Source organism: Spirosoma lituiforme (assembly GCF_054776635.1).
The window spans coordinates 875,592-899,386 of record NZ_BAAHBO010000002.1 but is presented as its reverse complement, the minus strand read 5'-3'; the positions used below and the strand labels follow the sequence as shown (position 1 = coordinate 899,386).

At 52.1% G+C, this 23,795-nt stretch carries 17 protein-coding genes; 8 read left to right on the top strand and 9 right to left on the bottom strand.

The annotated features are described in order from the left end of the window. Positions 1–128: 128 nt before the first annotated feature. The 5 genes from ACYU87_RS12095 (at position 129) to ypfJ (ending at position 4,788) form a co-directional block, all read left to right on the top strand. Positions 129–1,028 carry an alpha/beta hydrolase gene (locus ACYU87_RS12095; RefSeq protein WP_461134325.1) on the top strand — a complete coding sequence of 300 codons (900 nt, stop codon included), beginning with the start codon at positions 129–131 and terminating at the stop codon, positions 1,026–1,028. A gap of 92 nt (positions 1,029–1,120) precedes the next feature. Next, positions 1,121–2,179: an SDR family NAD(P)-dependent oxidoreductase gene (locus ACYU87_RS12090; protein WP_461134324.1), complete on the top strand. Its 1,059-nt coding sequence runs from the start codon at positions 1,121–1,123 to the stop codon at positions 2,177–2,179. 126 nt (positions 2,180–2,305) lie between these two features. Next, positions 2,306–2,590: a hypothetical protein gene (locus ACYU87_RS12085; protein ID WP_461134323.1), complete on the top strand. Its 285-nt coding sequence runs from the start codon at positions 2,306–2,308 to the stop codon at positions 2,588–2,590. A 177-nt stretch (positions 2,591–2,767) separates the two neighbouring features. After that, positions 2,768–3,838 (top strand): NADPH dehydrogenase NamA, encoded by a 1,071-nt coding sequence (namA, locus tag ACYU87_RS12080; protein ID WP_461134322.1) that lies wholly within the window; start codon positions 2,768–2,770, stop codon positions 3,836–3,838. Positions 3,839–3,933: 95 nt separating this feature from the next. After that, complete coding sequence (ypfJ, locus tag ACYU87_RS12075) at positions 3,934–4,788, top strand: KPN_02809 family neutral zinc metallopeptidase (RefSeq protein WP_461134321.1); 855 nt, start codon at positions 3,934–3,936, stop codon at positions 4,786–4,788. Positions 4,789–4,887: 99 nt separating this feature from the next. Here the strand turns inward: ypfJ and ACYU87_RS12070 are convergent, their stop codons facing one another. The 3 genes from ACYU87_RS12070 to ACYU87_RS12060 all read right to left on the bottom strand — a co-directional run bounded on the left by ACYU87_RS12070 (position 4,888) and on the right by ACYU87_RS12060 (position 11,901). Beyond that, the gene (locus ACYU87_RS12070) at positions 4,888–7,611 is read right to left on the bottom strand and encodes an ABC transporter permease (RefSeq protein WP_461134320.1); all 2,724 of its coding nucleotides are present in this window, start codon (positions 7,609–7,611) and stop codon (positions 4,888–4,890) included. A 3-nt stretch (positions 7,612–7,614) separates the two neighbouring features. After that, positions 7,615–7,941, bottom strand: coding sequence for a PadR family transcriptional regulator (locus ACYU87_RS12065; RefSeq protein ID WP_461134319.1), 327 nt, complete (start codon positions 7,939–7,941; stop codon positions 7,615–7,617). A gap of 279 nt (positions 7,942–8,220) precedes the next feature. Beyond that, positions 8,221–11,901, bottom strand: coding sequence for a PAS domain S-box protein (locus ACYU87_RS12060; protein ID WP_461134318.1), 3,681 nt, complete (start codon positions 11,899–11,901; stop codon positions 8,221–8,223). A 244-nt stretch (positions 11,902–12,145) separates the two neighbouring features. Here ACYU87_RS12060 and ACYU87_RS12055 point away from each other — a divergent pair, with 244 nt between their 5' ends. From ACYU87_RS12055 to ACYU87_RS12045, 3 genes are read left to right on the top strand one after another with little or no spacing between them, the layout of a single operon-like run. Then, complete coding sequence (locus tag ACYU87_RS12055; RefSeq protein WP_461134317.1) at positions 12,146–12,481, top strand: PKD domain-containing protein; 336 nt, start codon at positions 12,146–12,148, stop codon at positions 12,479–12,481. A gap of 6 nt (positions 12,482–12,487) precedes the next feature. Then, on the top strand, positions 12,488–13,570 hold the full coding sequence (locus ACYU87_RS12050; RefSeq protein ID WP_461134316.1) for a hypothetical protein: 1,083 nt from the start codon (positions 12,488–12,490) through the stop codon (positions 13,568–13,570). Positions 13,571–13,595: 25 nt separating this feature from the next. Continuing rightward, positions 13,596–14,444, top strand: a complete 849-nt coding sequence (locus ACYU87_RS12045; protein WP_461134315.1) for a hypothetical protein — start codon at positions 13,596–13,598, stop codon at positions 14,442–14,444. A 205-nt stretch (positions 14,445–14,649) separates the two neighbouring features. Here ACYU87_RS12045 and ACYU87_RS12040 read toward each other — a convergent pair whose 3' ends face one another. The 6 genes from ACYU87_RS12040 to ACYU87_RS12015 all read right to left on the bottom strand — a co-directional run bounded on the left by ACYU87_RS12040 (position 14,650) and on the right by ACYU87_RS12015 (position 23,714). After that, positions 14,650–16,077: a WG repeat-containing protein gene (locus ACYU87_RS12040; RefSeq protein WP_461134314.1), complete on the bottom strand. Its 1,428-nt coding sequence runs from the start codon at positions 16,075–16,077 to the stop codon at positions 14,650–14,652. A 122-nt stretch (positions 16,078–16,199) separates the two neighbouring features. After that, complete coding sequence (locus ACYU87_RS12035; RefSeq protein WP_461134313.1) at positions 16,200–16,775, bottom strand: retropepsin-like aspartic protease family protein; 576 nt, start codon at positions 16,773–16,775, stop codon at positions 16,200–16,202. Beyond that, positions 16,768–18,120: a LapA family protein gene (locus ACYU87_RS12030; RefSeq protein ID WP_461134312.1), complete on the bottom strand. Its 1,353-nt coding sequence runs from the start codon at positions 18,118–18,120 to the stop codon at positions 16,768–16,770. The genes ACYU87_RS12035 and ACYU87_RS12030 overlap by 8 nt, the downstream gene beginning before the upstream one ends. 33 nt (positions 18,121–18,153) lie before the next feature. Further along, entirely contained in the window at positions 18,154–21,588 is a 3,435-nt protein-coding gene (locus tag ACYU87_RS12025; RefSeq protein ID WP_461134311.1) for a hypothetical protein, read from the bottom strand. A gap of 87 nt (positions 21,589–21,675) precedes the next feature. Then, the gene (locus ACYU87_RS12020) at positions 21,676–23,166 is read right to left on the bottom strand and encodes a hypothetical protein (RefSeq protein WP_461134310.1); all 1,491 of its coding nucleotides are present in this window, start codon (positions 23,164–23,166) and stop codon (positions 21,676–21,678) included. 104 nt (positions 23,167–23,270) lie between these two features. Next, the gene (locus tag ACYU87_RS12015; protein ID WP_461134309.1) at positions 23,271–23,714 is read right to left on the bottom strand and encodes a hypothetical protein; all 444 of its coding nucleotides are present in this window, start codon (positions 23,712–23,714) and stop codon (positions 23,271–23,273) included. Positions 23,715–23,795: the final 81 nt, after the last annotated feature.

Genomic DNA, 23,795 nt, shown 5'->3' with positions numbered 1-23,795 from the left:
TTTATTGATAGAAAAGCCTGCGTTTGCGCAGGCTTTTCTATTTCTGTTGCCTTCGTGGATGCTACAGTATGCCCCATTCTCCCTGTTTATACCTGTTTTGCTGACTACCTCACGAGTGAGGTTTCAATATGCTCTTTCTTCGACTGCTTTGGCAGATTCCTGCCGGTTTATGTTTAATGCTTGTCGCACTTCTGTTTATTAATGAATATGCTACAGCCCGCCCTAGCCGACGCACAAAAGACATCGTTTATGTAACAACGAATGTGCCGGGCGTCGGTACGTCGGGTGACGAGCGTCATTTGCTGGATGTTTACGCGCCGAAGAAAGCCAGATCGGGTAAACTCCCGGTGGTCGTATTTATCCATGGGGGTAACTGGAATAGCGGAAATAAAAATCTTTACTCCTTTGTTGGGCGTCGGTTGGCAAAGCAGGGTGTGGTGGCAGTCATCATCAATTACCAGCTTGCGCCCGCCGTACAGGTCCCTGCCATGGCCAATGACTGCGCTCAGGCTGTTCGCTGGGCTACCCAGCACATTGCCGAATTCGGTGGAGACCCGAATCGTATTTTTGTCATGGGGCACTCCGCGGGTGGCGGGCTGGCGGCCTTGCTGGCTACTGATGACCGCCTGTTCAGCCAGCTTGGCCTGACTGAAAATCCGGTAAAAGGGGCCATTCTGGACGATGCGGCCGGGCTGGATATGTTCGATTATCTAACCAAAATGGAGTACCCAAACGATCGGCAGTACCTGATTCCGTACGGCAAAGACCCGGCCGTTTGGCGGGCTGTATCGCCTATGTATTATGTCAGTGATCATACGCCACCTATGCTGATCTACTCGGGCGGACGCACCTACCCGAGCATCACCAGTAGTTCGCAACGGTTCCACCAGCGCTTACTTGACCATCAGGTGAGGCACGATTATAACGTGTTGCCGGGCAAAAAGCACATAGCGATGGTTACCCAACTGTTTTGGCAGCACAACATTATTTACCAGGAATTACTACGCTTTGTTGGAGCCAGTAACTAAGTGAATAGTGATGGGTAGATTCGTATAGATGCGATTACCAATAACCTTCTCGCCGAATGGCTGTTATGGTAGTTCAACGATATGAAGTAACCATGAATGCATCCATTCAAACAAAAGCCCTGCTGTGGGGCCTTGCCGGTGTAGGCGCGTGGACGGCCATTAAAGCTGTCCTGGCCCAAAAAAGGAAGATCGATTTTCGTAACAAGACCGTCCTGATTACCGGAGGGTCGCGGGGGCTGGGTCTCGAACTGGCCAGACTTCTGGCGAAAGAAGGCGCAAACCTGGCGATCTGTTCCCGTGACGCCGATGAACTCGACCGGGCCGAGGATGAGTTGGTCCAACTGGGTGTTGATGTGTATACCGAGGTTTGTGATGTGACAAACAAAATTCAGGTCGAACATTTTGTTGAAAACGTTCGGCAGGCGATTGGGCCCGTTGATGTGCTCATCAACAATGCCGGTACAATTATCGTAACCCCTTACGAACACGCGACCGAAGATGATTTCCGGTATGCGATGGATACTCACTTTTGGGCGGCTTTCTACATGACAAACGCGGTACTTCCTCAAATGCTGGCTCGTGTAGATACGCCAGATAAATCCAGACAGGGCATCGGCCGTATTGTGAACATTGCGTCGATTGGGGGCAAGGTGTCGGTACCTCATCTGATGCCGTACTCAACCAGCAAGTTTGCTTTGGTCGGTTACTCGGAAGGGTTACGGGCTGAATTGCAGAAAAAAGGAATTTATGTAACAACGGTCTCGCCCGGCCTGATGCGAACCGGTAGTCCGCGAAATGCCATATTTAAGGGTCAGAACGAAAAAGAATACGCGGCTTTTAAGGTCAGTGATTCAATTCCGTTTCTGACGATCGGGTCGGCGGAGGCAGCCCGCGAAGTTATTGAAGCCTGCCGGTATGGTGAGGCCGAACGCGTTATTACGTTACCCGCAAAAGTGGGCGTGGCGCTTCAGGGGCTGGCGCCTAATCTGGTTGCTGAAACAATGGCCATTGCCAATACAATGTTACCCGATCCCGGTGGAATTGGCGAAAAGAAGGCTTTGGGAAAAGATAGCGAGTCGGCACTCTCTGAGTCGGTCCTGACCACGCTGACCGACCAGGCTGCCGAACGGAACAATGAACTGCCAGATTAAGCTTGGATTAAAGAATCAGTTGCTTTGAACAAGGCTACCTGGTTTTAGTTATCTGTATGTTTCTAGTTAGAATTACTGGATTAAATAGAACAATCACTCACTTGAGGGCCTCAGGCCACAATTATTATGAAAAAAGTACTCATTGCAATTGCTGCGCTGGCATTAACACTTAACGTTGCTCAGGCACAGGACAGTAAAGCAAAAAAGAAAGCTGAAGTTGTTGAAGCAAAAGCTGAAGTAGCGGGTGATAAAGCCGCTTTGAAAGCAAATAAAGCCGAACGCGAAGCCGCTAAAATGACCGGCGATAAGGAAGCTCTGAAAGAAGCCCGGAAGGATCGGGTGAAAAAAGAGGGCGAACTGATTAAAGACCGCGCTAAGAAAGACGTTAAAGTGGTTAAAGAAAAGCTGTAGTAGAAGCTTGTTGCCACAAAGAAAAAACGCCCGGCTTTTTAAAGCTGGGCGTTTTTGCGTTTTAAGCAGCACCGTCATTTTCTGAACCGTTGGCCCTAAATATCAAGTTTTGTCAGGGTATTTCTAACGATAATCACAAATGAACGTTTATACGTAATAACCTCTATCAGCCTATTTATGTCTTTGCTTTTTTCCCCGCTTTCTATCCGTAGTATTCAACTCAAAAACCGCATTGTCGTATCGCCCATGTGTCAGTATTCCAGCGAAGATGGCTTTTCTTCCGACTGGCATCTGGTGCATTTAGGCAGTCGTGCGGTGGGGGGAGCCGGGTTGATCATAACGGAGGCCGCGGCCGTCTCGCCGGAGGGGCGGATTTCGCCGAACGATCTGGGTGTCTGGAAAGATGAACACATTGCCGGACTGAAACGAATTACTCAGTTTATTCAGCAGAATGGTTCCGTTGCCGGTATTCAGCTGGCACACGCGGGTCGCAAGGCCAGCACCGAACGGCCCTGGGATGGAAACAAGGCGATTTTTCCGAATGAAGAAAACGGATGGCAAACGGTAGCGCCCAGCGCCATTCCTTTCGTGGCCGATGCGCCCGTGCCGCTGGCCCTTACCGAAATCGATCTTGAAAAAGTGCGGGCGGATTTTATGGCGGCAACGCAACGATCAGTAGAGGCCGGGTTTCAGGTTGTTGAACTGCATGCGGCACACGGCTACCTGCTCCACCAGTTTCTGTCGCCTTTGAGCAATCAGCGTATCGACGCTTACGGTGGCTCGTTCGACAATCGTATCCGTTTTTTACTGGAAATCATCGAGCGTGTGCAAACCGTGTGGCCATCAACCCTGCCGCTGTTTGTTCGTATATCGGCGACCGACTGGACCGAAGGCGGCTGGACGATTGAGGACTCCGTAAGATTGTCTGCTGTTCTCAAAGACAAAGGTGTCGATGTGATTGATGCCTCAACGGGTGGCAATGTCGCGAAAGCGAAAATTCCCGTTGGTCCAGGTTATCAGGTCCCGTTCGCCGAACGCATCAAACAGGAAACGGGTATAATGACGGCGGCTGTGGGGATGATCACAACGGCCGAACAGGCAAACGATATTCTGACGGCCAGACAGGCTGATCTGATTCTGTTGGCGCGCGAGTTTTTACGGGATCCGTATTTTCCATTGCATGCCGCCACTGATTTGGGCGACGATATAGTATGGCCCGTGCAGTACGAACGAGCCAAGCCCCGGTAAGGAATTAAACGCTGAATCAAACATTTTCACGCTGGTAACAGTAATCTTGCCAGCGTAAGTTGGTTTATACAATCACCATTTAACTAAAGAAAACTATGCGTTGGTTAGGAGGACGTGAAAGTGATAATGTCGAAGACCGCCGGGGAAGCGGTGGTGGGGGTGGCTTATTGGTTGGCGGTGGCATTGGCTCGGTAGTCATTGCTGTGATCGTGATGCTGCTGGGTGGCGACCCAACGGAGGTCCTGAATCGGTCGTCGCCTACGCAGCAAACGTCACCTGCCGATCAGCAGGCCGAAGGTGAAGCGGCTAGCTTTACCCGGAAAACACTGGCCAGTACGGAAGATGTCTGGACGCAGATTTTTGCCGATCAGGGCTCGCAATACCGCAAACCAACGCTGGTCATGTTCGATCAGGCAACAACATCGGGATGCGGCACGGCGTCCGAAGCATCGGGTCCTTTTTACTGCCCCGCCGATCAGAAGGTGTACATTGATCTGTCGTTTTATAACGAACTCCGTGATCGCTTCAACGTTCCCGGCGACTTTGCCATGTCTTACGTGATTGCCCATGAAATAGGGCACCATGTGCAGAAGCAACTGGGTATTATGGACAAAGTAGACCGACTGAGAGGCCAAATCAGTCAGCGGGACCAGAATAAATTATCGGTTCGTCTGGAATTACAGGCCGATTTTTTTGCCGGTGTGTGGGCTAACAAAGCGCAGGGGAAAACGATCGAGCTTGATAAAAATGATATTGAAAGCGCGCTTACGGCGGCCAATGCCATTGGGGACGACCGTATTCAGAAGGAAACGCGTGGTACGGTGGTGCCCGATGCCTTCACCCACGGTACATCGGCCCAGCGGGTATACTGGTTTTCGAAAGGATTCAAAACCGGTGATATTAACCAGGGCGATACGTTCAATAGCCAGGAAGACGCTAATTTACAATAATCTATACGTTGCAACGCGAAGCAGGTCCCTGTTATGTGGAGTCAGATTCTTAAACCTGACTCCATATAACAGGGACCTCACTTTACACCCGTGAGCCGATCACTCACTCCGCAAACTCTTGACCGGATTCATCAGGGCTGCTTTGATGCTGTGGAAGCTTACCGTCGCTAGCGCGATGAAAATGGCGGACATTCCTACCAGAATAAATACCCAGACACTGATTTCGACACGGTAGGCGTACCCGTCGAGCCATTTTTGCATGAAGAACCAGGCTAGGGGTGTTGCAATGACAATGGACAGAATAACAAGCTTTACGAAGTCCTGCGAGAGAATGAAAACGATATTGGGAATGCTGGCTCCCAATACTTTACGAACCCCGATCTCTTTGGTCCGTTGTTCAATCACCATCAGGGCAACGGCAAACAGGCCAAGGCAGGAAAGTAAAATCGCGATGCTCGAGGCAAGACTGAAGATCTTTGACAGCTGCTCTTCACCCTTGTACCAGGCATTGGTATTCTCGTCGATAAACGACCCGATAAACTCTGAGTTAGGCGCTACTTCTTTCCAGACAGTCTCCAGTTTGTTCATCGCACCGGCCAGGCTTTGCGGAGCCACCCGAACAAAAATGTAGCTAACGGGTTGCGAGTGCGCCAGATACATAGTAACGGGCTTCTTCTCACTCTTCGACGAATACAGATAGAAGTCCGGAACCAGACCAATAATCTGGTATTTTACGCCCGCAGTATCCGTCTGGAAGTATTTACCTACCGGATCTTTCTCCCCGATCACTTTTGCCATACTTTCTGTAATGATGACCCGATCCAGCGAATCCGATGGGTAAGCCGGACTAAACTCACGACCCGACAGTAAGTTGATCTTGAGCGTTTTGAGGTAATCGTAGTCGACCTGTAACCAATCGGTCGACACTTCTTTTCCTCTATAGGTAAAGCCCATGACCGATCTCGACGTGCTATGGTCTTTGCCAAGGCCCAGGTTTACCCCGCTGCCGGTTATGGCAATAACGCCAGGGTCGTTGGCCAGGCTGTTTCGCATGCGCCTGAGCACCAGCCGTCCGTCGTCTTTGTTGCCAACCGGAATGCTGATGACCTGTTCTTTCTGAAAACCCAGTGGTTGTTCGCGCATGTGACGAACCTGTTGCACGGCGATAATGGTGCAGCAAATCAGCAGGGTCGATAAAGTAAACTGCGTAACGATAAGCGAATTACGCAGGAAGCCAGACCGTTTTACGGTTACTTTTCCTTTCAATACCTCAACGGCGTTGAACTTCGACATCTGTCTGGCCGGGTAGCCACCCGCTATCAGCGTTACCAGGCAAAACAGACCCAGTATGATCGTTAGTTTGTCGGGTTGTAGCATGTAATCGAGGGTAATTTTACCCTGAAACGTTGTATTGAAGACGGGCAGCAGCAGGTACGTGAGAAGCATGCCGATGACAAACCCAATGAAGCAGATAACGGCCGCTTCGCCCCATATCTGCACAAACAACTGACTTTTGAGTGCCCCCAGCGACTTCCGAACGCCCACTTCTTTGGCCCGGATAAACGACCGGGCAATGCTCAGGTTAATGAAATTGATGCATGCGATCAGGAGAATAAAAAGACCAATACCGGCTAGTGCATAGACCAACGCAATTGACACCCCTGACCCGCCACCTGTTTCTGTACCAAAGTGAATATCCGACAGCTTTTGTAATCTGATGGCAAACAGATCACCCCGCTCATCGGGTTTAGCCCCCATGTTCTTAAGCTTCCGGATGTCGCCGGAAAAGTATTTTTCGGAAAAGGATTTCAACCGGTTTTCAAGCGTTGCCCGACTTGCCTGGGGGGATAACTTCACGAAGACCGAGTGCGACATGGCATCCCATTTGTCTTTATCTTTCTGATAAGAAGGGGCGTTGGTTATCTGGATAAAGGCATCGTACTGAATGGATGAGTTCGTCGGAAAATCGTCCAATATGCCACTGACGGTGAACTCCTTGGCGTTGCTATCCCGGCCCAGTAGCACTCGTTTGCCCATTGGGTCTTCGTTGCCAAATACGGCTTTTGCCATATTCTGGCTGATAACGATACTGTTCTGGTCACTGAGAGCGGTTGCCCGGCTTCCTTTGATCAGCGGGAATGAGAATATCTTTAGAAAATCAGGATCGGTGAACTTGATATTTTTGTCGAAAAACTTCCCTTTGTATCCCACCACCGTGCTTCCATTCATAAACCGGGCAGCTGCTTCTATTTCAGGGTACTCTGCTTTCAGGGTTGGCGTGAAGGGCAAGGGCAATGTGCCAGAATAAACGGCCTTTTCTGGCTCATTGAAGAACAGGTTGGCCTGGTAAATACGGTCACCGTCTTTGTGAAACGAATCGTAGCTGAGGTGAAAATAGGCCGTTAGAAAAAGAAAGATGCTGATAACGAAAGCGACGGACAGGCCGACTACGTTGATCGCTGCGTAACCTTTGCTTTTCCAGATATTGCGGAAGGCGATCTTGATGTAATTGCTTAGCATAGCAGGATGGAGAAATGAGGGTTGGGGATACTCGCTGTATGAGTGGTGAAGACGAATCGCTGAGTTGGCCTGGGTCGATGAAGTTGTCAAACCGGCAATTCGGCGGCTAATAAAATAGGGGCGTACAAACCGTAGGATCTCCAGGCCGTATAATTGGCGAGCCCTGCGGTCGCCAAACTGATCTACCTGATCGGCAAACTGCTCGTGGAGATCGCCCAAAAGTTCTTCCAGTAGAGCAGGTGGGCAAAGCCAGGTTAAGAGCCGATCAGCCCAGGCGGGGGGAGTAGGCGTGTGGTTTGCCATAGTCTAGATCAGCGACGTAGTTGGAATGGAATCCCAGAGTTGATTGCGCACGTCTCTCATTTCGCCCAGGGTTTGCCTGCCCACTGCAGTAACGGTAAAGAACCGCTTACGACGTCCGCCCCGTTCGTTGGTTGCGCCACCCAGTTCAGAAAGCAGAAAGCCTTTCTCTTCCAGTCGATACAGGGCAATGTGGACACCGCTCAAGCTGATGGTACGGATAGTCCGTTGCTTCAGTTCAGCCGCAACCGTTACGCCATATGCCTGCCCTTGCAGCACCGCAACGGCCAGCAGCACCAGTTCCTCGAATTCGCCCAAATATGCTCTGTTCATGCGGTCTGCTCTGTTCTGGTTGGATTTCCTTCTTATTTGCTAAACAAATGCCCTGCCAAAGAAGAAAAAGGCCCATTCGAGCCAGCAGTAAGTTATTTCGCCTTTTTTAGAATAAGCTGATTGTCCAGAATCGGACAAGAAAAGTACGTTTGTGGACAGCTGCCTTAAGGCAAAATAAGGCGGTCCTGCCTGTGATTAGTTAATTAATCACAGGCAGGACCGCCTTCGGATTGATTACGGGGTAAGCCACTCGGTAGAAAAGATGGACCGGGTAATCGCTCAGCCTTTCCAGATCGTCAGGAACTCCTTAAACGACGCTTCCAGCGCGTGGAGGGCATCCAGCAAGCCGCTGGTATCGTTGACTTTTAGTTTCCCTTCGGCCGTCCGGGCAATGTCGGCGACGCGCGCGACGCCAATGGTTCCGGCGCTTCCTTTTAATGTGTGCAGATGGCTTTTTACGGTAGGAATATCGCCGAAATCATACGCGGCCAGCGCGCCGTTTACCAGATCGGTGGCTTCCGTTACGAATTCCTCCATAATGCTGTCAACCAGTTCCTGACCACCAATGTCGCGCAGCTGACCAACAATAGCTTCGTCGATAACGGGTATGTTGGGGTCGGCAACGGCGGGTGCGGGTTTTGCAGGTAGAGCAACCGCCGTATTCTGTTTGGCTCGGTTGGAATCCGTAAGTTCCTTTACTTTGGCGATCAGGCTCTGGGCGCGAATTGGCTTGGCAATGTAGTCGTCGAGGCCCTGGCTGATGAACCGTTCGCGGTCTTCGCGCATCGAATAGGCCGTCATGGCAACGATGGTTGGTAATTGATTACCAAATTGTTTGCGCAGATTTCTGGTCGTTTCTACGCCGTCCATATCGGGCATCTGAATGTCCATGAAAATAACGTCGAAGCCCGCTTCATCCTTGTTTTCGTGTGTTTTCTGCACTTCGCTAATGGCGGCCGGTCCACTGTCGGCGGTGGTCACGATGCAGCCTGACTTGCGTAGAATCTCGCTGGCAACTTTGCGGTTAACGGCATTGTCGTCGACCAGCAACACCTTGGGATGGTAGGCGCTGAAGAAGTTAGCCAGAGCGATTTCAGCTACTTCGGTCGTCTGTTGCGTAGGACTGATGCTGGTTTCCTTAAGTTCGATAGTGAACCAGAAGGAACTGCCCATCCCCACAATGGAGTCTACGCCGATTTCGCCTTTCATCAGCATGGCCAGTTCTTTCGAGATAGCCAGGCCAAGCCCGGTGCCCCCAAACGATTTGCGGGACGATGTATCGACCTGACTGAATGAGTTAAAGAGCAGATTGATGTTTTGCTGAGAAATCCCAATGCCTGAGTCCTTAACCTCTACCCGGATTCGGTTGAACTTTCCGTGTTTACTCAACAGCGACGCTTCAACGCGAATGGTGCCGTTTTCGGTGAACTTAATGGCGTTCGACGTCAGGTTGGACAGGACCTGCAAAAGCCGGGTCTGATCGGCTATAACGAAAGTGGGTAAATCAGCCCCGAGGTGGTACGTCAGATCGTTGTTTTTCGAGTTGGCCTGCTGCCCAAACAGCGCAATAAGTTTCTCGAAAATTTCCTTGAACGCTACTGGCGACTCGTGCAATACCATTTTGCCCGCTTCGATTTTGGACAAGTCCAGAATGTCGTTCAGGATATTGAGCAGTGTTTCCGACGAGCGCTTGACGGTTTTAACATAACTGCGTTGTTCTTCGTCCAACTGCGTATCATTCAGCAGGTCGATCATACCGATAACGCCGTTCATCGGTGTTCTGATCTCGTGGCTCATGTTGGCCAGAAACTGCTCTTTTACCTTCAGCGACCGCTCAGCCTCGTTCTTCGCTTTCACCAGTTCCGCCGATTGTCGTTTCAACTCCGTAATATCGCGGGCCAGCACGGCAACGACCGAATCGCTGCCTGACCCATCGTTGAGCATCAGCATGTTGAACATAAACTGGCGTTCGCTGCCATCTTTACGGCGCATGCTGGCTTCAAAATTCCGAAGGCTATGGTTGCGGCCCAGCTTGAACATGGCATGACGAATTTCATTGGCGTCGATAAAGTACTGCGTTATGTCCTGACCCATTACTTCGTCAGGGGTGTAGCCCATTCGCTTGAAGACCGACGGACTGATCATGGTGATGCGTCCTTTGCGATCCACGCGGGCGTAGATATCCTGCAGGTTCTCGAAGATACCCCGGAATTTCTCTTCACTCTGGCGCGTCGTAATTTCGGCCCGTTTCCGGTTGGTTATGTCGCGGGCAATGCCCGATACTTCTTCGATGACCCCCCCCGCCAGCAAAATCGGGTTCAGGTGAAATTCGAGATACGTTTCCCCTTTGGGTGTTTCGAAAAACAACTCGAAATTTTGGGCAAATCCGCGGAATGCCTGCCGGTAGCGTTCTTCCAGAAGCTTACGATTGTCGACGCCAATCATTCGCCAGCCCAGATCGGGCGCACTGGCTTGGATGGAGGGTGCTTCGTCCAGCTGGAACTCAATCAGCCGGGCGTAGTTTTTGTTGAAGGAGGTCAGTTTCAGCGCTTTGTTGACCGACCAGATCAGATACGTGCTGCTGTCGAAAATGGCGTTCAGGCGGGCGTTCTGTTTGTCCAGCCGGGCTTCCGACTGCTTTCGGGCAATTGCCAGGGCCACCTGCCCCGAAATAAATTCCAGCAGTTCGAGGTCGCGGGGGCCGTACGTCTGGGCATCGTTGTATGACTTTACTCCGATAATCCCCGTAATTTCATCACCAATGCGAAGCGGAGCCGTTAACATCACCTGCGGTTGGAGCTGGCCATACAAATCAATGTGTTCGCGGTCGGCAAGCTGACGAATGTCTTTTTCGTACAGGAATAAAGGTTTGTTCGCCAGAATCGTGTACTCGATCAATCCATTGCCCAGCTTCCGTTTCGTGAACCGCATGTTGCCGCCAAAGTATTCATCGACGTAATACGGAAACGAGAGGTAGGATTTACTGGCGTCGTACAGCGCGATAAAGAAGTTGCGGGCATCCATGATGTGGCCCAGTTCTTCGTGAATTTTATGGTACAACTCACCCAGGTTAGGCGTATTGATGGTCCAGTTGGCAATGCTGTAGTAGAGCTTCTGCGATTTTTCGGCCCTGATCTTGCCCGTTGTATCATGCAAAATGCAGCGAAACGCCGTCGGTCGGCCATTGTCGAAGCGGCAGTTGACGCTACCCGACAGAAACAGTGTTTTGCCGGACTTAGCCCGAAAGACCGTTTCTACGTAAGGAAGCTTGTCGCCCTCCTGAATACGTTTGAGCAGGCCCAGCGTACTGTCGGCATAGTCGGGGTGGAGTACGTCGCGCAGATTAAGTGCCGAAATTTCGTCGGAACTATAGCCAAGTGCCTCGCGCCAAGCCCGGTTCACGAATATAAATTTACCGTCGAGGGTTAGCAGCTGAATCAGGTCGGAGGTGTTATCGACCAGATCCTGTAACTGGGCATTGGTATTCGAGAGGGCGGAGGCTACCCGACGTTTGTTGGTTACGTCTTCGCCAATGATCGTGAATGACGAAACGTGCTTGTCGGTACTATTTATGATAAACGAATTGACCTGCACACTGCGCAGAGCGCCACTTCGGGCCAGAATCGTTATTTCTTTCTGTTCAGGAAATCCCCCTCTTGTCAGAGCCTCATCGAACTCGTTTTCGAGCTTGGCGCGGTCGGCGGGAAGAATAAAAACGTCGAAGAAGTTTTTACCGATAATGTGTTCAGGTTGCCAGGCCGTTACCCGATACGTGTACGGATTGGCGTAACTAAGCGTTCCATCACGTTCTATAGTGAGGCCGACCAGGTTCAGCTGGTCCACCGTATGCCGAACGTCGAAAGCCGGTAATGCATCCGCTACGGCCACATCCGTACGTTCGTGTTGTAGCCGTTGAATTTCGGCTACTAATTCATCCTTGGTTTTAGCAGACCAGCGCATGAGTAAGTCAGTGAGTTAATATGTCGTCGGACTCTTTAAATTTACGAAAATGTTGGCTACCGCCGAAACGAATGCAAGAAACGGATTTAGTTTTTAACACATTCGATGGTTTCCAAAGGATTGTTTACTTTGTTAACAATCCTGGTACCTTCGTCTTTCCGTCTGGTTCGTTTCAGTAATCAATAACCGCGTTTCGCTGTTACCGTAGCTTAACGGATCAAAGCCCTGAACCCTCGTAATGCCTATGCGAAAATGGTCTGTTTATCTGTTGGTGTTGCTGGCCCTGATGGCCTGTGAACCGTTTGACTTAACAAAAAAAACGTTCCCTACCTGCGCAAAACCCTCGGCGGGTGTCGGTTATACCACCGGACTTCTGGATGTTACGTTTTTTCTCGAAAACCCACAGGGCGACATTGGTGCTGCGGGCTGGGACCCCGGCGATGGTAAGGGTAAAAGCCGCGTTGGAACGCGTGTGACCTACACGTACGAGAAAGCGGGCACCTATACCATCACACTGACGCTGGCCAATGCGTGCGATGACACGTTTACGACCACCAGACAAATCACCGTTAGTAACTGATCTACCATGCGCTTAATCTTTACGCTTTTCTTTTGTTTGGCTATGGCCGTATCGGGCCGGGCGCAGGAGCGCGTCCGAAATGTCCGGGTTCGGGTGGCCGATTCATCGCAACTCGAAATACGCTACGATCTGGTTAATACCCGATACGGCGATTCCGTTTATGTTGAGGTACGCAGCCGGGTGCGGGGTGCGTTGCGCATTTCGCCGGAGTTTGTTCGTGGTGACGTTGGTTTCCGCGTTATAGCGGGTTCGGATCGTCGCATCATCTGGAATGCACTGGCAAATGGCTATTCGCTCAATGAGGAAATCCAGGCGAAGGTTTTTGTGAAAACGGGTCTTACCCCTCCTCCGGGCCAGCAAATAGAACCCGAACCGGTTGTGGTCCAGAAATCCGCTGCCACAACGCCCACACCCGTTCAGAGCGAACCCGTAACCGCACCCGGCACACCGGCCCCACAATACAAAAAAACCAAGCGGGGCAGACCTACCGTTGTGCTGGCGGACTCGATACCCCGGCAAGCCACACCCGATGCACCCGTGATCGTTTCGACGCCTGCTCCGCCGGTGGCTCCGCGCCCTGAACCATCTGTTCAGACCACACTACCCAACCGGGCTTCGTCACCCGCCAATGAGCCCCGGTCTACCGAAATTTATTCTGCCAGAAAGCGTTATGCCGGGCCTGCCTGGGCACTGGTGTCGGCAGTAGCACCAGGTATCGGCAATATTTTCGTGCAAACGCCCAGGCCGAAAGTGGGCATACGACCGTTACTAACAGTAGGGTGTTACGGTCTGCTGGTTTATGGATTGATGGAACGGCAGAAGGCAAACGATGCATACGCTATCTATGAACAACAGAAAAACAGTACGGCTGGCGAGCCTTATTACCAGATGGCAAACGACCACCATCATACGTACTTTATGGCTACACGGGGGGCACTTGTGGTTGCTGTGGCCGATGTTATTCTAACCTTCATTAGAGGAGTTCGTAATAACAAGATGCAAAGAGACGACCGTCGGTATCAATCGGTTACGATTCGGCCAGGTCTCCAGGCCGGACAACCCACTGCGCTAATACGCTATTCATTTTAATTGATTCTGAGAGATTTCGATACGTATGCGTCTATACCTAACCATTGCCCTGATAGTTCTCTGTGGAAACAGCTTTGCCCAGTCGGCCGGGCGTCGGGAAAAGCCAGGTGTTTATTCTGCTTCCAGTGAGTGGCAGAAGGTGACGCTGGAGCCAATCACTCGTTCGCAGGCCAGTCTGCCCGTAACCGTACCAGCGCCAACAGGTCCGGCTACGGCTGCACCCACCGGGCGGACGGAAACGGGCACGGTATCGACGCCCATAGTACCCGCCCGTCCATCGACGTTGGCCAACAGCACATCGGATTATCGGCCAGCGTTTGCGGGCGATTTTGCTACCAACCGAAATGGCTGGAAGGCCGGCAACAAAGGCGATTATTATTACCAGATTGGCCTCGGCCGGTACAGTATTCGAAAGCGAAACACGAATACCCAACAAATAGCGTTCAGCAGCGTTGACTTACCGAAGGATATCAATCTGAACAATGCCAGTTTCTTCACGATAAAAGTAGATATACTGGCCGATTCGGGGCGTGTGCCAACGGGGGGGCTGGTGTTCGGGGTTGTCGACTCACTCAACTACAACGCGTTTACCCTAAACGAGCGGGGGGAAGTAGCCGTTACGCGGGTATCGAATGGGAAAACGGATAGTAATTACATGACAGCCGACTACTTCTCGCCGGGTGTGTCGGTCGAACGGAACCGTAATCGGCTCAGCATACAGCGCAAAGGTGAGGAGCTGCATTTTTATGTTAATGCGCAGGAAATTCGCAGCAGTCCGTATTCAGTCAGGCTGTTCGCCGGAAACGGAATCGGGTTTATGGCTTCGGGTTACTGGACATCATTCCAGAAGCTTACGGTGACCCTGGGACCTTAGAAACGTGAAATCAATGGAGAGGCAAGCTAAACGAAACAACTAACCACTAAACCAGATAAACCCATGGCAAAGAGTCAGGATGCTAAGAAAACGGCCAAAAAAGAACCGCTGAAAACCCCGAAGGAGAAGAAAGAAGAAAAACGGGAAAAGAAAGCGAAAAAAGCCTAGGACTCGGTCAGTAACCCATTGCTACCGTAGCAATGGGTTACTTTTTTACCTGTTCGCCTGACCGGTTTATCGTCATGAGCTGCCCGTTCAGGAAAACGGCGGCTGTGTTGCCCCGAAAAGGCGTGACAGCCTCAAACTCTGGTTGAATAACCCACTCGTCATTTTCATTGATGTATCCCCAACGTCCGTTGGTTCGTGCCCGACGCCAGCCGCGCTCATCGGCGCCCAACTCGACCTTATCGTAGGGTTTATCGCCAAAAGCTTCTTCGTATTTGCCCTGACGTGCCTCCGCGGGGGTACCCGGTTTCGGCGTTGGTTTAACGGCGGCCGTCTTTTCTTCCGCAACCGGTTTGTTCACAGATATTTCTTCTTTTCTGGACGGCTCGTCGGGGCGCCTGGCTAGCGGTTCGGTAGCCGTTTCAGCGGGTCTACTCGTTTCAACTTTGGATTGACGGTCTGCCCGGCTTACTTTTTTTTTTCGGCTCGAAGAACGTTCTTCGCCAGCCGTGCGGGTTGTCTGCTCCGGTTTGCGGTCAACTCTTATGGTGTTATCGTTTTTGTTGGTACTTCGGATAAACCAGTAGATGGCCGCCAATAACGCCAGCGCAAACAAAACGCCATACAAGCCACTTCGATCTGGCTTGATAACCTCCACATGGACCGTACTCAATGGGTTATTATTGGCGTCGAACAGCGTATAATCCGTTGTTTTCGTCGGTTTTACCCACCCTCGATTGGTAGGTGACAACCCTTCTCCCAGGTCATCAATCGTTACGGCCAGCAGATTATCCACTTCCCAGGCCAATGTAACGGGTTGCCCTTTGCTGACGCGGGCGGGCGTAGCCGTAAATGACCGGACAACCGGCACGGGCTCGGGTGGCGAAGGAGATTTTACCGGTCGTTCAACCGGCGCTACCGGTGGTGGCGACACATAGATTGGCGGCTCGATTACCGGATTAGCTGGCCGGGCAGGTTCGGCCGGAATGACGATGGGGTTTGGCGTTTCAGGTTTGCTTTCAACAACGTTGTTAACGGTTGACTGAGCAACGGGTTCGGTACGTACCGCAATGGAAGGAGCAGGTACGGTGGCATCGGGCACAGATTGAGGCTGCTGCGCATTCGATTCACCCCCCAATCGTTTCAGAACCGTTGGAACCCACCGATGCCGGACAAAATCGGGGGAAAGTTTTAGTGAACTGGCGGCATTGACAATCTGGTTCAGGTCCTGATCGTACAGATGGACTCGGGATGGCTGTGCCAATCGCGCAATGCGGGCCTGTATATTCTGAAAGAGCAGATTATTGTTGGCAACTTCCTGGTTGATGAGCGCGGCCCGTTTCTGTGCATCGGGTTCTGATATGCCGACCTGCCGGGCATCGTCGAGATACCCGTTTGTACGCCAGACGTCAGGGCCCTCAAGTACGATGGCTTCACGAAGTCGGTCAGTCAGTTCGGTTTCGGTCATAGTAGCGGTTGTAAGGACTTAGATGAAGAGTCGTGCGACGGTTTGTTTATGTTGTACTGGAACCGTAGCACGACTCTTCATCACTCCTGCAAGTGGTCTTACAACGTACAAAACACCGAATTTCAGTCGAACGTCACAACATTACGTCGATAATCGACGGAAATTTTACCAAACTGGGATAGGGCCGACTGGCCGAGTAACAAGGGTGCTTTGGCATTGGCAACCACATTGGCGTTTACGTTTTCCAGAACGCGGTCCCCGATCTGCACCGACTTAAGCCGAATAACGGCACCGGGCGAAATGGCTCCGCTGGCATCCTGAAACCGCGACTGCCCAACAATATCGGCATCCGTAATGGTGCCGTTCTTTTCCATAAAGTCGGCTTCGGTAGCGGTTATCGAAATCAGGCTGGCACCCGTGTCCAGAATGAACTTCATGGGGGTTCCGTTGATCGTGACGGGTACCTTGTAAACCCCGTTTGATTTTTCCATCGCCACTTCCGTTGGACCGCTTCCCATTTTCGTCAACGTCGGTTTGGGCGTGGGGGCGGGTGTTTCCGCAGCGGGCTGTTCCGTTTTATTGGCGGTGCTGCGCTTACTTCGGCGCGGCTGATGACTACCCGATCGCGAACAACCTGAGCAACCGGACAGGTAAAGCAGATGACCGACAAGCAGCAGACTGATGAGGACTTTATTCATACCGGATCAGTGCTTTCGCTTTCACGCGCCAAGTGCCGTTTTCCAGAACGGCCTCCCCATCCCGGCGCATAACGATGCGGGTATGCGTCGTCGTGTAGCTGTTCTCGCTGTCGCAGGCAGGCTCGATCATGTAGTTGCGGTAGGTCAGAAAACGTGCCACCCGACCCGGTTCGGCCTCAAACCGGAACGACGCAACCGCTGTGTTGCTGGCGTTGATGCTGAATCGGTACGCTGATTCGGGGGAAAGAACACCGCTTTTTTGCTGACTATCGAACTGCCCCGTCGGGTCGGGGGGGGGGAAGTAAAACACCTCCGACCGGGCCGGAGCAGGCGTCTCTACCGGTGTCGGTGGCACCTGAATGGGTGCCAGTGGTTGGGTCTGAACAGGAACGGGTTCGATCACGGAGGTCTTCTCGATAATCGGTTCGCCCGAGCGGACAATCGGTGCGGCTGGTGGTGCTGGTTGACTGGCCTGCTGCTTAAGCTGACGAATCGCCACTAAGGGGTTGCTGGTGCCCAGTTCATTCAGGATGGCATCGTAGGCACTGGCTTTTTGCCGTAAATCACCCTGGGGTTGCCGCGTTTCGTTCGTCGGCCTGACTTCGTTAGCTGGCTTGGGCCGTAAGCTGTCGTTTTGCTTGCTCAGTTTCGCATTCTCATCGGTCAGGCGGTCCACTTCACGCTTAACGGTGCGGTAGCCCAGCAAATAAACGGCCCCGGCCCCAACAACCAGTCCTGCGAGTGCACCTAGTATCATCATCCAGAGTTGTTTTTCTTCCGCTTCTTTTTTCTGACGTTCCAGTTGGCTAAGCTGAAGAGCTGCCGGCGTTATGTTTGTTTCATCGTCCGTTGTCGTTTCCGATTCGGCCGGTTTGTCGTCGGCCTGGGGCGTGGGTTCGGTGGCAGCAGCGGGCGGTAGTATACCGTCTAACTTGGCAAGTATCTGGCTCTGAATAGCCGGACTCAAGGGTTTACCGTAATTTTTATCGCTCTTGTATTTCGCATAAAATTGAGCCAGCTGTCGGCGGATAGCCGTATTGGCATCACCGGGCGACATGGCCACAAAGGCTGCGGTATTCTTCAGCATGGCCAGCTCCTGCATTTTGGCGCCAACCTGATCCCAGCTGCCCACCCCCCGAATGATCTGTTGGGGATCGCAGCCATCTCCACAATCCAGCAGCTGCGCATAAATTTCCTGCGCTTTTGGCTGGCTGATTCCCGCGAAAACAGCGATAGATACATCCTTCGTCAGGGTATCAACGGCTGCCTGATTGGCATTTTGCGCCAGCGACGCTGACGCCGACAAGCACAAAGAGACAAGGCTTATATAGGCTACTTTGGGCATAATACAACGTTTAGTCGTGGAGAAACTCATTCACTACGCCAGGGCATTTGCCAGTTTATTGATCGCGCCAATGAGTGGGTAGAAAAACAGCGTTTCTTCGATTGGCGAGCTGAGTGTATCAATCATGCCGCTGTACTCGGCGGCCACTTCGCTTTCTTTCCGCTGAATACCATCCATAAGCGAGGTGTCCAGGTGGGTGCGTAATTCCTGCTGCGCCACGACCAACGAGCGGGCCGATACGTTCAGGTTTCTGGCGAAGCTAAACTGCTGATTGAGCGCGAAGAAGAAATCAATAAATTCAGTGGTTTCTTTCAGCAGCGAGTCAACGACTTCTGGCTTCCGCAGGTCGGCGTAGGTTAACGTCGGGAATTCGTCGTTAAACGTAGCCGGATACACATAACTGATCGCTTCTGTATCGACGGGGCGGCTGTTGGCTGGCTGCATCAAGGCTCCCTTACAGGTTACTTCCTTCGGCCCTTTTCGTTCGTAGAAGAGCGTAAGACCACTGGTGTCGTATGGCTGCTCATACACTTTTTCGAAGATGGCCCGCGCCAGCTTACCCAGCATCTGGTCGTCAGTGCTGATGATTGTCAGCAGTTTCGAGCCGGTTCCACTGAACGTAATCGCTCCGGGTAGACCAATGCCCCGATGCTTCATCAGGCGGGCAATATGGTAAAGTAAGGCCGTATAAAACAGGACAAAAACGATTTTCATGTCTTCATCCTTTGCCAGCATGCCGTTGAAGGATAACATACTTTTGGCCTTCACGTCATTGCTTTTCTCGATGGAGAACCAGAACGCCATAATGTCCTCCGACCGGTTCGTATCCAGCATTCGTCGGTTATTATCGCTCAGATTACCAAGGCTTTGACTTTCCAGTAATGTCTGAATTCGGTCGGCGTATTTGCGGATGAATCCGTTGTGGCTGGCCGCCCCGTATTCACTGAAGGCATCGCCGTAAATGGCATTGCCCGCAAACCGGAACGAGGTCAGCAACTTGGGTTCATTTCGTTCATAAACCACGACGTCCGACGTTCCGCCACCAATATCGACGTTAACGACGGGGCGGGCTGAGGCACTCAGCGTGGGGTTTTGTTTGTAATAATAGAATGGAGCCACCGACTCCGATACTTCGCGCAGGCGACCCGGTGCCCCGCCAATGTAGCGGTCGTACAGTTCCTGCCAATCGGCGCGGAGTTGGCTTACCCGACCGGGGGTCATGCTGGCCGGGAAAAACCAATAGACGGTCGTCTGGGTCAAATTACCCCCTTCGGTCAGTACTTTGTTCTTGATCAGCATCAGCAACTCCTCCAGAAAAGCCTCCACCCGCCGTTCGGTCTGGTCGTTGTTTTTGGCCCATTTCAGGTTTGTCGTGATCCGGTTAGAACCCGCCGGTTGCCGCTCCACGTAGAACGGGATGTTGAAGTCGGCGAGGGCCTGCGTTTGCTGATTGAAGCTAAGGTTCATTGGCTCGGCAATGGCCGTTCGCGTGGGGAAGCTATCCGGCCGACCGGGGCCGATGGTTGGCGGCACAAATTCCAGGTCATAGAGTAGAAACAACTCAAACAAAGCTGGATTGTACTGCGCCGGAGCAACGAGCGTGGCTACCTGTGGTGTCAATTCGGCCACATCGAACGGGCGGGGTGAGCCGCCGTCAACCTTGTATTCGACGTGGGTGTTCGTCGTGCCGAAATCCACCGAAAACTCAAACTGCTTGCTGCCGCCATCGTACTGCTGCCAACGGGGCAGAATAATGCCGTTCATATCCCGACCGTCGGCCCGAATGTGCGTTTGCAGGTAGTCGAATTCCTCGCGAAGAACATAGTAGACGCTTGATCCGTCGGTATTTTGCTGCCGAACCGTACGCTGGTGTTTCGACTCTGGCTTGACTTCGGCATTGGCCTGCTGCCGGAAATACGTCAGTTCGTATTGGTTCTGGCTGTCAAACCCAGATTCAATCAGCTGAATCCGATAGTCGGCAGGCACCGAGACCGCACCCGAACGTACAAACGGATAAATATTGACCGTAAACGAATTCTCGACAATGATTCCCTCATTGGTTACCTCGTTTGGGGCATTCGATGTGCCGACGGTTGGGTTATACAGCCGCTCGAAAGTCACAAACTGATTCCCCGGCTGATTGGGGGCCGTAACGGGAATATCGAGTGTAACGTTGATGCCGCTGCCCTGCGGGGTCATTTTCAGCCGAACGCGCCCTTGTAACAAATCATCGATGTCGAAGAAATCGAAGAAATCCTTTTTGAGCGGTAGCAGAAAGCCTTTATCCGTGGCGGGCGTCTGTAAATTACCGTCAAAGAACCGGCCCCGATCAGTGGGAAATGGTAACCGGATCAGGTAGGGTTCCAGTAAATCGCTGACCGTAAGCCAGGGGTAGTTGCCCGGCTGGCCCGGTAGGGGTCGCTGGTTGTCGCGCCACGATTCGCGGGCGTAGTAGGGAACCGGCGTATTCGAATTCCACTGGGCCTGCGGCACATAGGTGAATTGCCGGAAAAATCGATTTTGTAACGCCATTGGGCGTGGCTGATTGGGGTTCAACCGCGCGTATTTGTCCGATTTGATGATAAAATCGCTGACCGTGTCAATGGCACGGACATCGGATTTCTTCTTGCGCAGCGGGAAGCCCAGTACTTCAACAACATCACCGGGGCCGGTCGTTAATTCGTCAAAATCCTGATCGAATTTTTCACGGGTTAACAAAGGCTGGCCGTTGTGCGATTCGATGTGCTCGTAAAACATGGCCGGATTCTGCTGCTGCAACAGGGCGCGACTCCGGTTCAGGTAATCATCGACCTCCCGGAACCGATCCCGGAAATTGGGCATGAACAGCTTGATGGCATACCAGAATTTCTGGTACTCGATATCGCGCTGGTGCAACGGGCAAACCGAAGCATCGAATAGCCGGTCGTTCCCCATCGACACATCGACCCAGCTCAAATCATTGCCCGAGCTGAAAAACAACGTTTTGGGCGATGTACCGCCTACTACCCGTCCTCGGTAGCTGAGGACGAACAGTCGGTTAATGGCGTTGAAATTGTATTCGGCCGCGTCCTGATCCAGAAACAGCTTCAGGGCATCGCCGAGTCGCTTATGCCCCTGGCTGCTCGACTGCCGCAGCCGTTCGAGGTCGGTGCGAATGTCGAATGGCGTAATAGTAACGAATGTTTTGAGCTTGTCGTAGTTAAAGAACAACTCGCCCACGTCCAGGCAATCCGAGACAATGCGCTGGTCGTTTATGGTGCCGCTGAGATCCGGCTTGATGGCCAGATTCAGGAAAGCCGACCGAACCAGATCCATTCGGGCAAACGGGCTTGGGATAGAGGTTGGCTGCTTTACCGTCTGACCACCCTGTGGGTCGCGAATAGCCGCAATCTGATCGGTGCCAAGCGGTTTGCTGACGTACCAATGAAGACCGGGGGTAGGGTTATGTAGGCTGAATGTTGTTGGCATGTTGTTGAGGTTTACGGTTTGAGGTTTATGGTGGCTGGCGCATCAGTAGGCTTGCGCCAGCCACCATAAACCTCAAACCGTAAACATTTAGTAGTCGAGTACTTTCGGCAACCGATCGCGGACGAATTGTTCGGTGCCTTCTGAAAATAACTGTATGAACTTGTCGGCTTCGCTCCCGTAGGCTTTGCCTTCCGCGGTTTTGTTGAGCGTCTGGTCCAGATCATCGACGATGTCCAGCTTCACATCCGACTCACCCCCAAAAATGCCTCTCTTTTTCGGTTCGAAACCCCGCACGGTATGGCCGAGGTTGGCTGCGTCGAGCAGGAAAGGCTCAAAGGAGCGCTTGTTGCCCCGCATTTCATTAAGCCATTGCCGGAACGACGCGTCGAAATTTTTAACGCTGGTAAAGAAGCCTGAGTTTAGAAAGGCCGTCGAAATGGTCGGGTTTGCCTTGGACCATTGCACCGTACCAGCTGCCTGTTTGATCCGCTGACTGAGGTAGGTACTGAACAAGGCCATCTTCGAGAGTGGTAAGCTGATAATCTGCTTGGTGGCGCCGGCCAGGTTGCCAAGCTGGATGCTTAGGCCATCCTGTTCAATGCCAAACTCTTTGTAAACCGGACTAACGGGCTTGCCATTCGATACGGCCAGGCTGCTGTCGTCGGTGTTCATAAAATCGACAATAGCCAGCGCCGACGCCATTTCGACGAAGTGAGCTTCATTTTTCTGCCCACCGGCGCCGGGATCGTAGGTGTAGGCTTTCGTTTGGTCGTCGCCAATGTAATACAGCGCATTGACCGAGGGATTGACCCCTTTCTGGTAGTAGTTCAGCGCGGCCTTGGTTTTGGCAATAAACGAAGCCGGGTCAATCAGTTTGTTCTCGTTGGTAGTCAGGCTAAAGTACGGCATCACCGTGACGGCACCAATCTTGGCATTCGTTAAAAAGGCCGGATTCGGAATCTGGCCGAGGGCCTGCGCACCCCGGATGTTCTTGAGCAAAATCGGGAAACCAGCGGCCCCCGTTCCCCCGAAAATAGAACTGACAATAAAAATACGGTCATTGGCGCCGAAGTTCTCGGCAAACGCCTGAAACACATCCGAGTAGCGAAACTGATTCAGTACTGTGCTGCCAATATTCGGATTACCGACGAAACCGATATCCATCTTGGTTTCCAGATTTTCTTCCGAAAACAGCAGGCTGGCAAAGGCTTTGCTAGGAGCGTCCAGTCCTTCGTAATTGATGTAATCCCGAAATTTCTCCTGCTGAACGCCCTGTAATTCAAAGACGTACGTATCGGCAATGGTCGCATTGCCACCAATAGCCCGGTTGAGTGTTTTGATTTCGGTACTAAAAAAACCCGACGTTGGTTTGGTTTGCAGCCCCGCCCGAATGTTGCCGTATTCACGCAGCAGATCTTTGGTCCGCAACAGGTCATCGTTGGTGGCGTGGGGGTCCAGTATAATCGGGATCACCTCGTCGGTGTTGTTCATTTTAACGCCCGACGCCAGCAAAAACGTGAGTGCTTTCAACACCCGCGAGCCAGTCCCGCCAATGGCGAATACAAATAATTTAGCCATGTTATGTTTTTTTGTAGAGACGCAATCCCTTGCGTCTCCTGTGCGTCAGCAATCCCCTGCGCCAGCTCAAACCATCCGGTCAGTAGACGCAAGTGATTGCGTCTTTACTTTGACGGCCAGAGCATTGGCCGGTGTTTGGCGTTTTTGCTGAAGTTTTTCAGCACCATGGATATAATAAAGAAAATGATAGCCGTGAGTAGCGCCATTTCGAAGGCATAACTCAGAAACACACTGATGCCTTGATCGAAGAGTGTTCCCTGGTTCGGGTCAGCGTCGTCGCGGGCGATTTCCTGATTTGCTTTCTGATAACAGGTAATGAGCGTAATAACGAACAGGAACAGGGCGCTCACGCCCGTCATCAGCAACCAGCTGCCAAAGCCGCTGAAGCTCACTTTGTTAAAGGGCCAGATGTAAAAGGCAAACGCCACAACGAAAGCCAGCCCCACGGCCGTCCAGGTAAGTGGTGACAGGAGTTCTTCCTGGTACAAATCTTCCAGCAGGCTGCCGTTAACGAACAGGTTGTAAAAGTTATAAAGTGATTCTTCCATGGTTCAATGAGTGAATGAGCGAATGAGTGAGTGAGTGGAAGGAAACTCGCGTCAGCTTTGCGCTCTTTCGCTCGTTTATTC

Excerpts from the sequence above, each read along its gene's own strand:
- ACYU87_RS12060 (WP_461134318.1), bottom strand. The coding sequence starts at position 11,901 with ATGCGCTGGTCTGCTAAAACCAAGGATGAATTAGTAGCCGAAATTCAA.
- ACYU87_RS12035 (WP_461134313.1), bottom strand. The coding sequence starts at position 16,775 with ATGAATAAAGTCCTCATCAGTCTGCTGCTTGTCGGTCATCTGCTTTAC.
- ACYU87_RS12055 (WP_461134317.1), top strand. The coding sequence starts at position 12,146 with ATGCGAAAATGGTCTGTTTATCTGTTGGTGTTGCTGGCCCTGATGGCC.
- ACYU87_RS12090 (WP_461134324.1), top strand. The coding sequence starts at position 1,121 with ATGAATGCATCCATTCAAACAAAAGCCCTGCTGTGGGGCCTTGCCGGT.
- ACYU87_RS12070 (WP_461134320.1), bottom strand. The coding sequence starts at position 7,611 with ATGGCAAACCACACGCCTACTCCCCCCGCCTGGGCTGATCGGCTCTTA.
- ACYU87_RS12015 (WP_461134309.1), bottom strand. The coding sequence starts at position 23,714 with ATGGAAGAATCACTTTATAACTTTTACAACCTGTTCGTTAACGGCAGC.
- ACYU87_RS12020 (WP_461134310.1), bottom strand. The coding sequence starts at position 23,166 with ATGGCTAAATTATTTGTATTCGCCATTGGCGGGACTGGCTCGCGGGTG.
- ACYU87_RS12040 (WP_461134314.1), bottom strand. The coding sequence starts at position 16,077 with ATGACCGAAACCGAACTGACTGACCGACTTCGTGAAGCCATCGTACTT.
- ACYU87_RS12045 (WP_461134315.1), top strand. The coding sequence starts at position 13,596 with ATGCGTCTATACCTAACCATTGCCCTGATAGTTCTCTGTGGAAACAGC.
- namA (WP_461134322.1), top strand. The coding sequence starts at position 2,768 with ATGTCTTTGCTTTTTTCCCCGCTTTCTATCCGTAGTATTCAACTCAAA.
- ACYU87_RS12025 (WP_461134311.1), bottom strand. The coding sequence starts at position 21,588 with ATGCCAACAACATTCAGCCTACATAACCCTACCCCCGGTCTTCATTGG.
- ACYU87_RS12030 (WP_461134312.1), bottom strand. The coding sequence starts at position 18,120 with ATGCCCAAAGTAGCCTATATAAGCCTTGTCTCTTTGTGCTTGTCGGCG.
- ACYU87_RS12050 (WP_461134316.1), top strand. The coding sequence starts at position 12,488 with ATGCGCTTAATCTTTACGCTTTTCTTTTGTTTGGCTATGGCCGTATCG.
- ypfJ (WP_461134321.1), top strand. The coding sequence starts at position 3,934 with ATGCGTTGGTTAGGAGGACGTGAAAGTGATAATGTCGAAGACCGCCGG.
- ACYU87_RS12065 (WP_461134319.1), bottom strand. The coding sequence starts at position 7,941 with ATGAACAGAGCATATTTGGGCGAATTCGAGGAACTGGTGCTGCTGGCC.
- ACYU87_RS12095 (WP_461134325.1), top strand. The coding sequence starts at position 129 with ATGCTCTTTCTTCGACTGCTTTGGCAGATTCCTGCCGGTTTATGTTTA.
- ACYU87_RS12085 (WP_461134323.1), top strand. The coding sequence starts at position 2,306 with ATGAAAAAAGTACTCATTGCAATTGCTGCGCTGGCATTAACACTTAAC.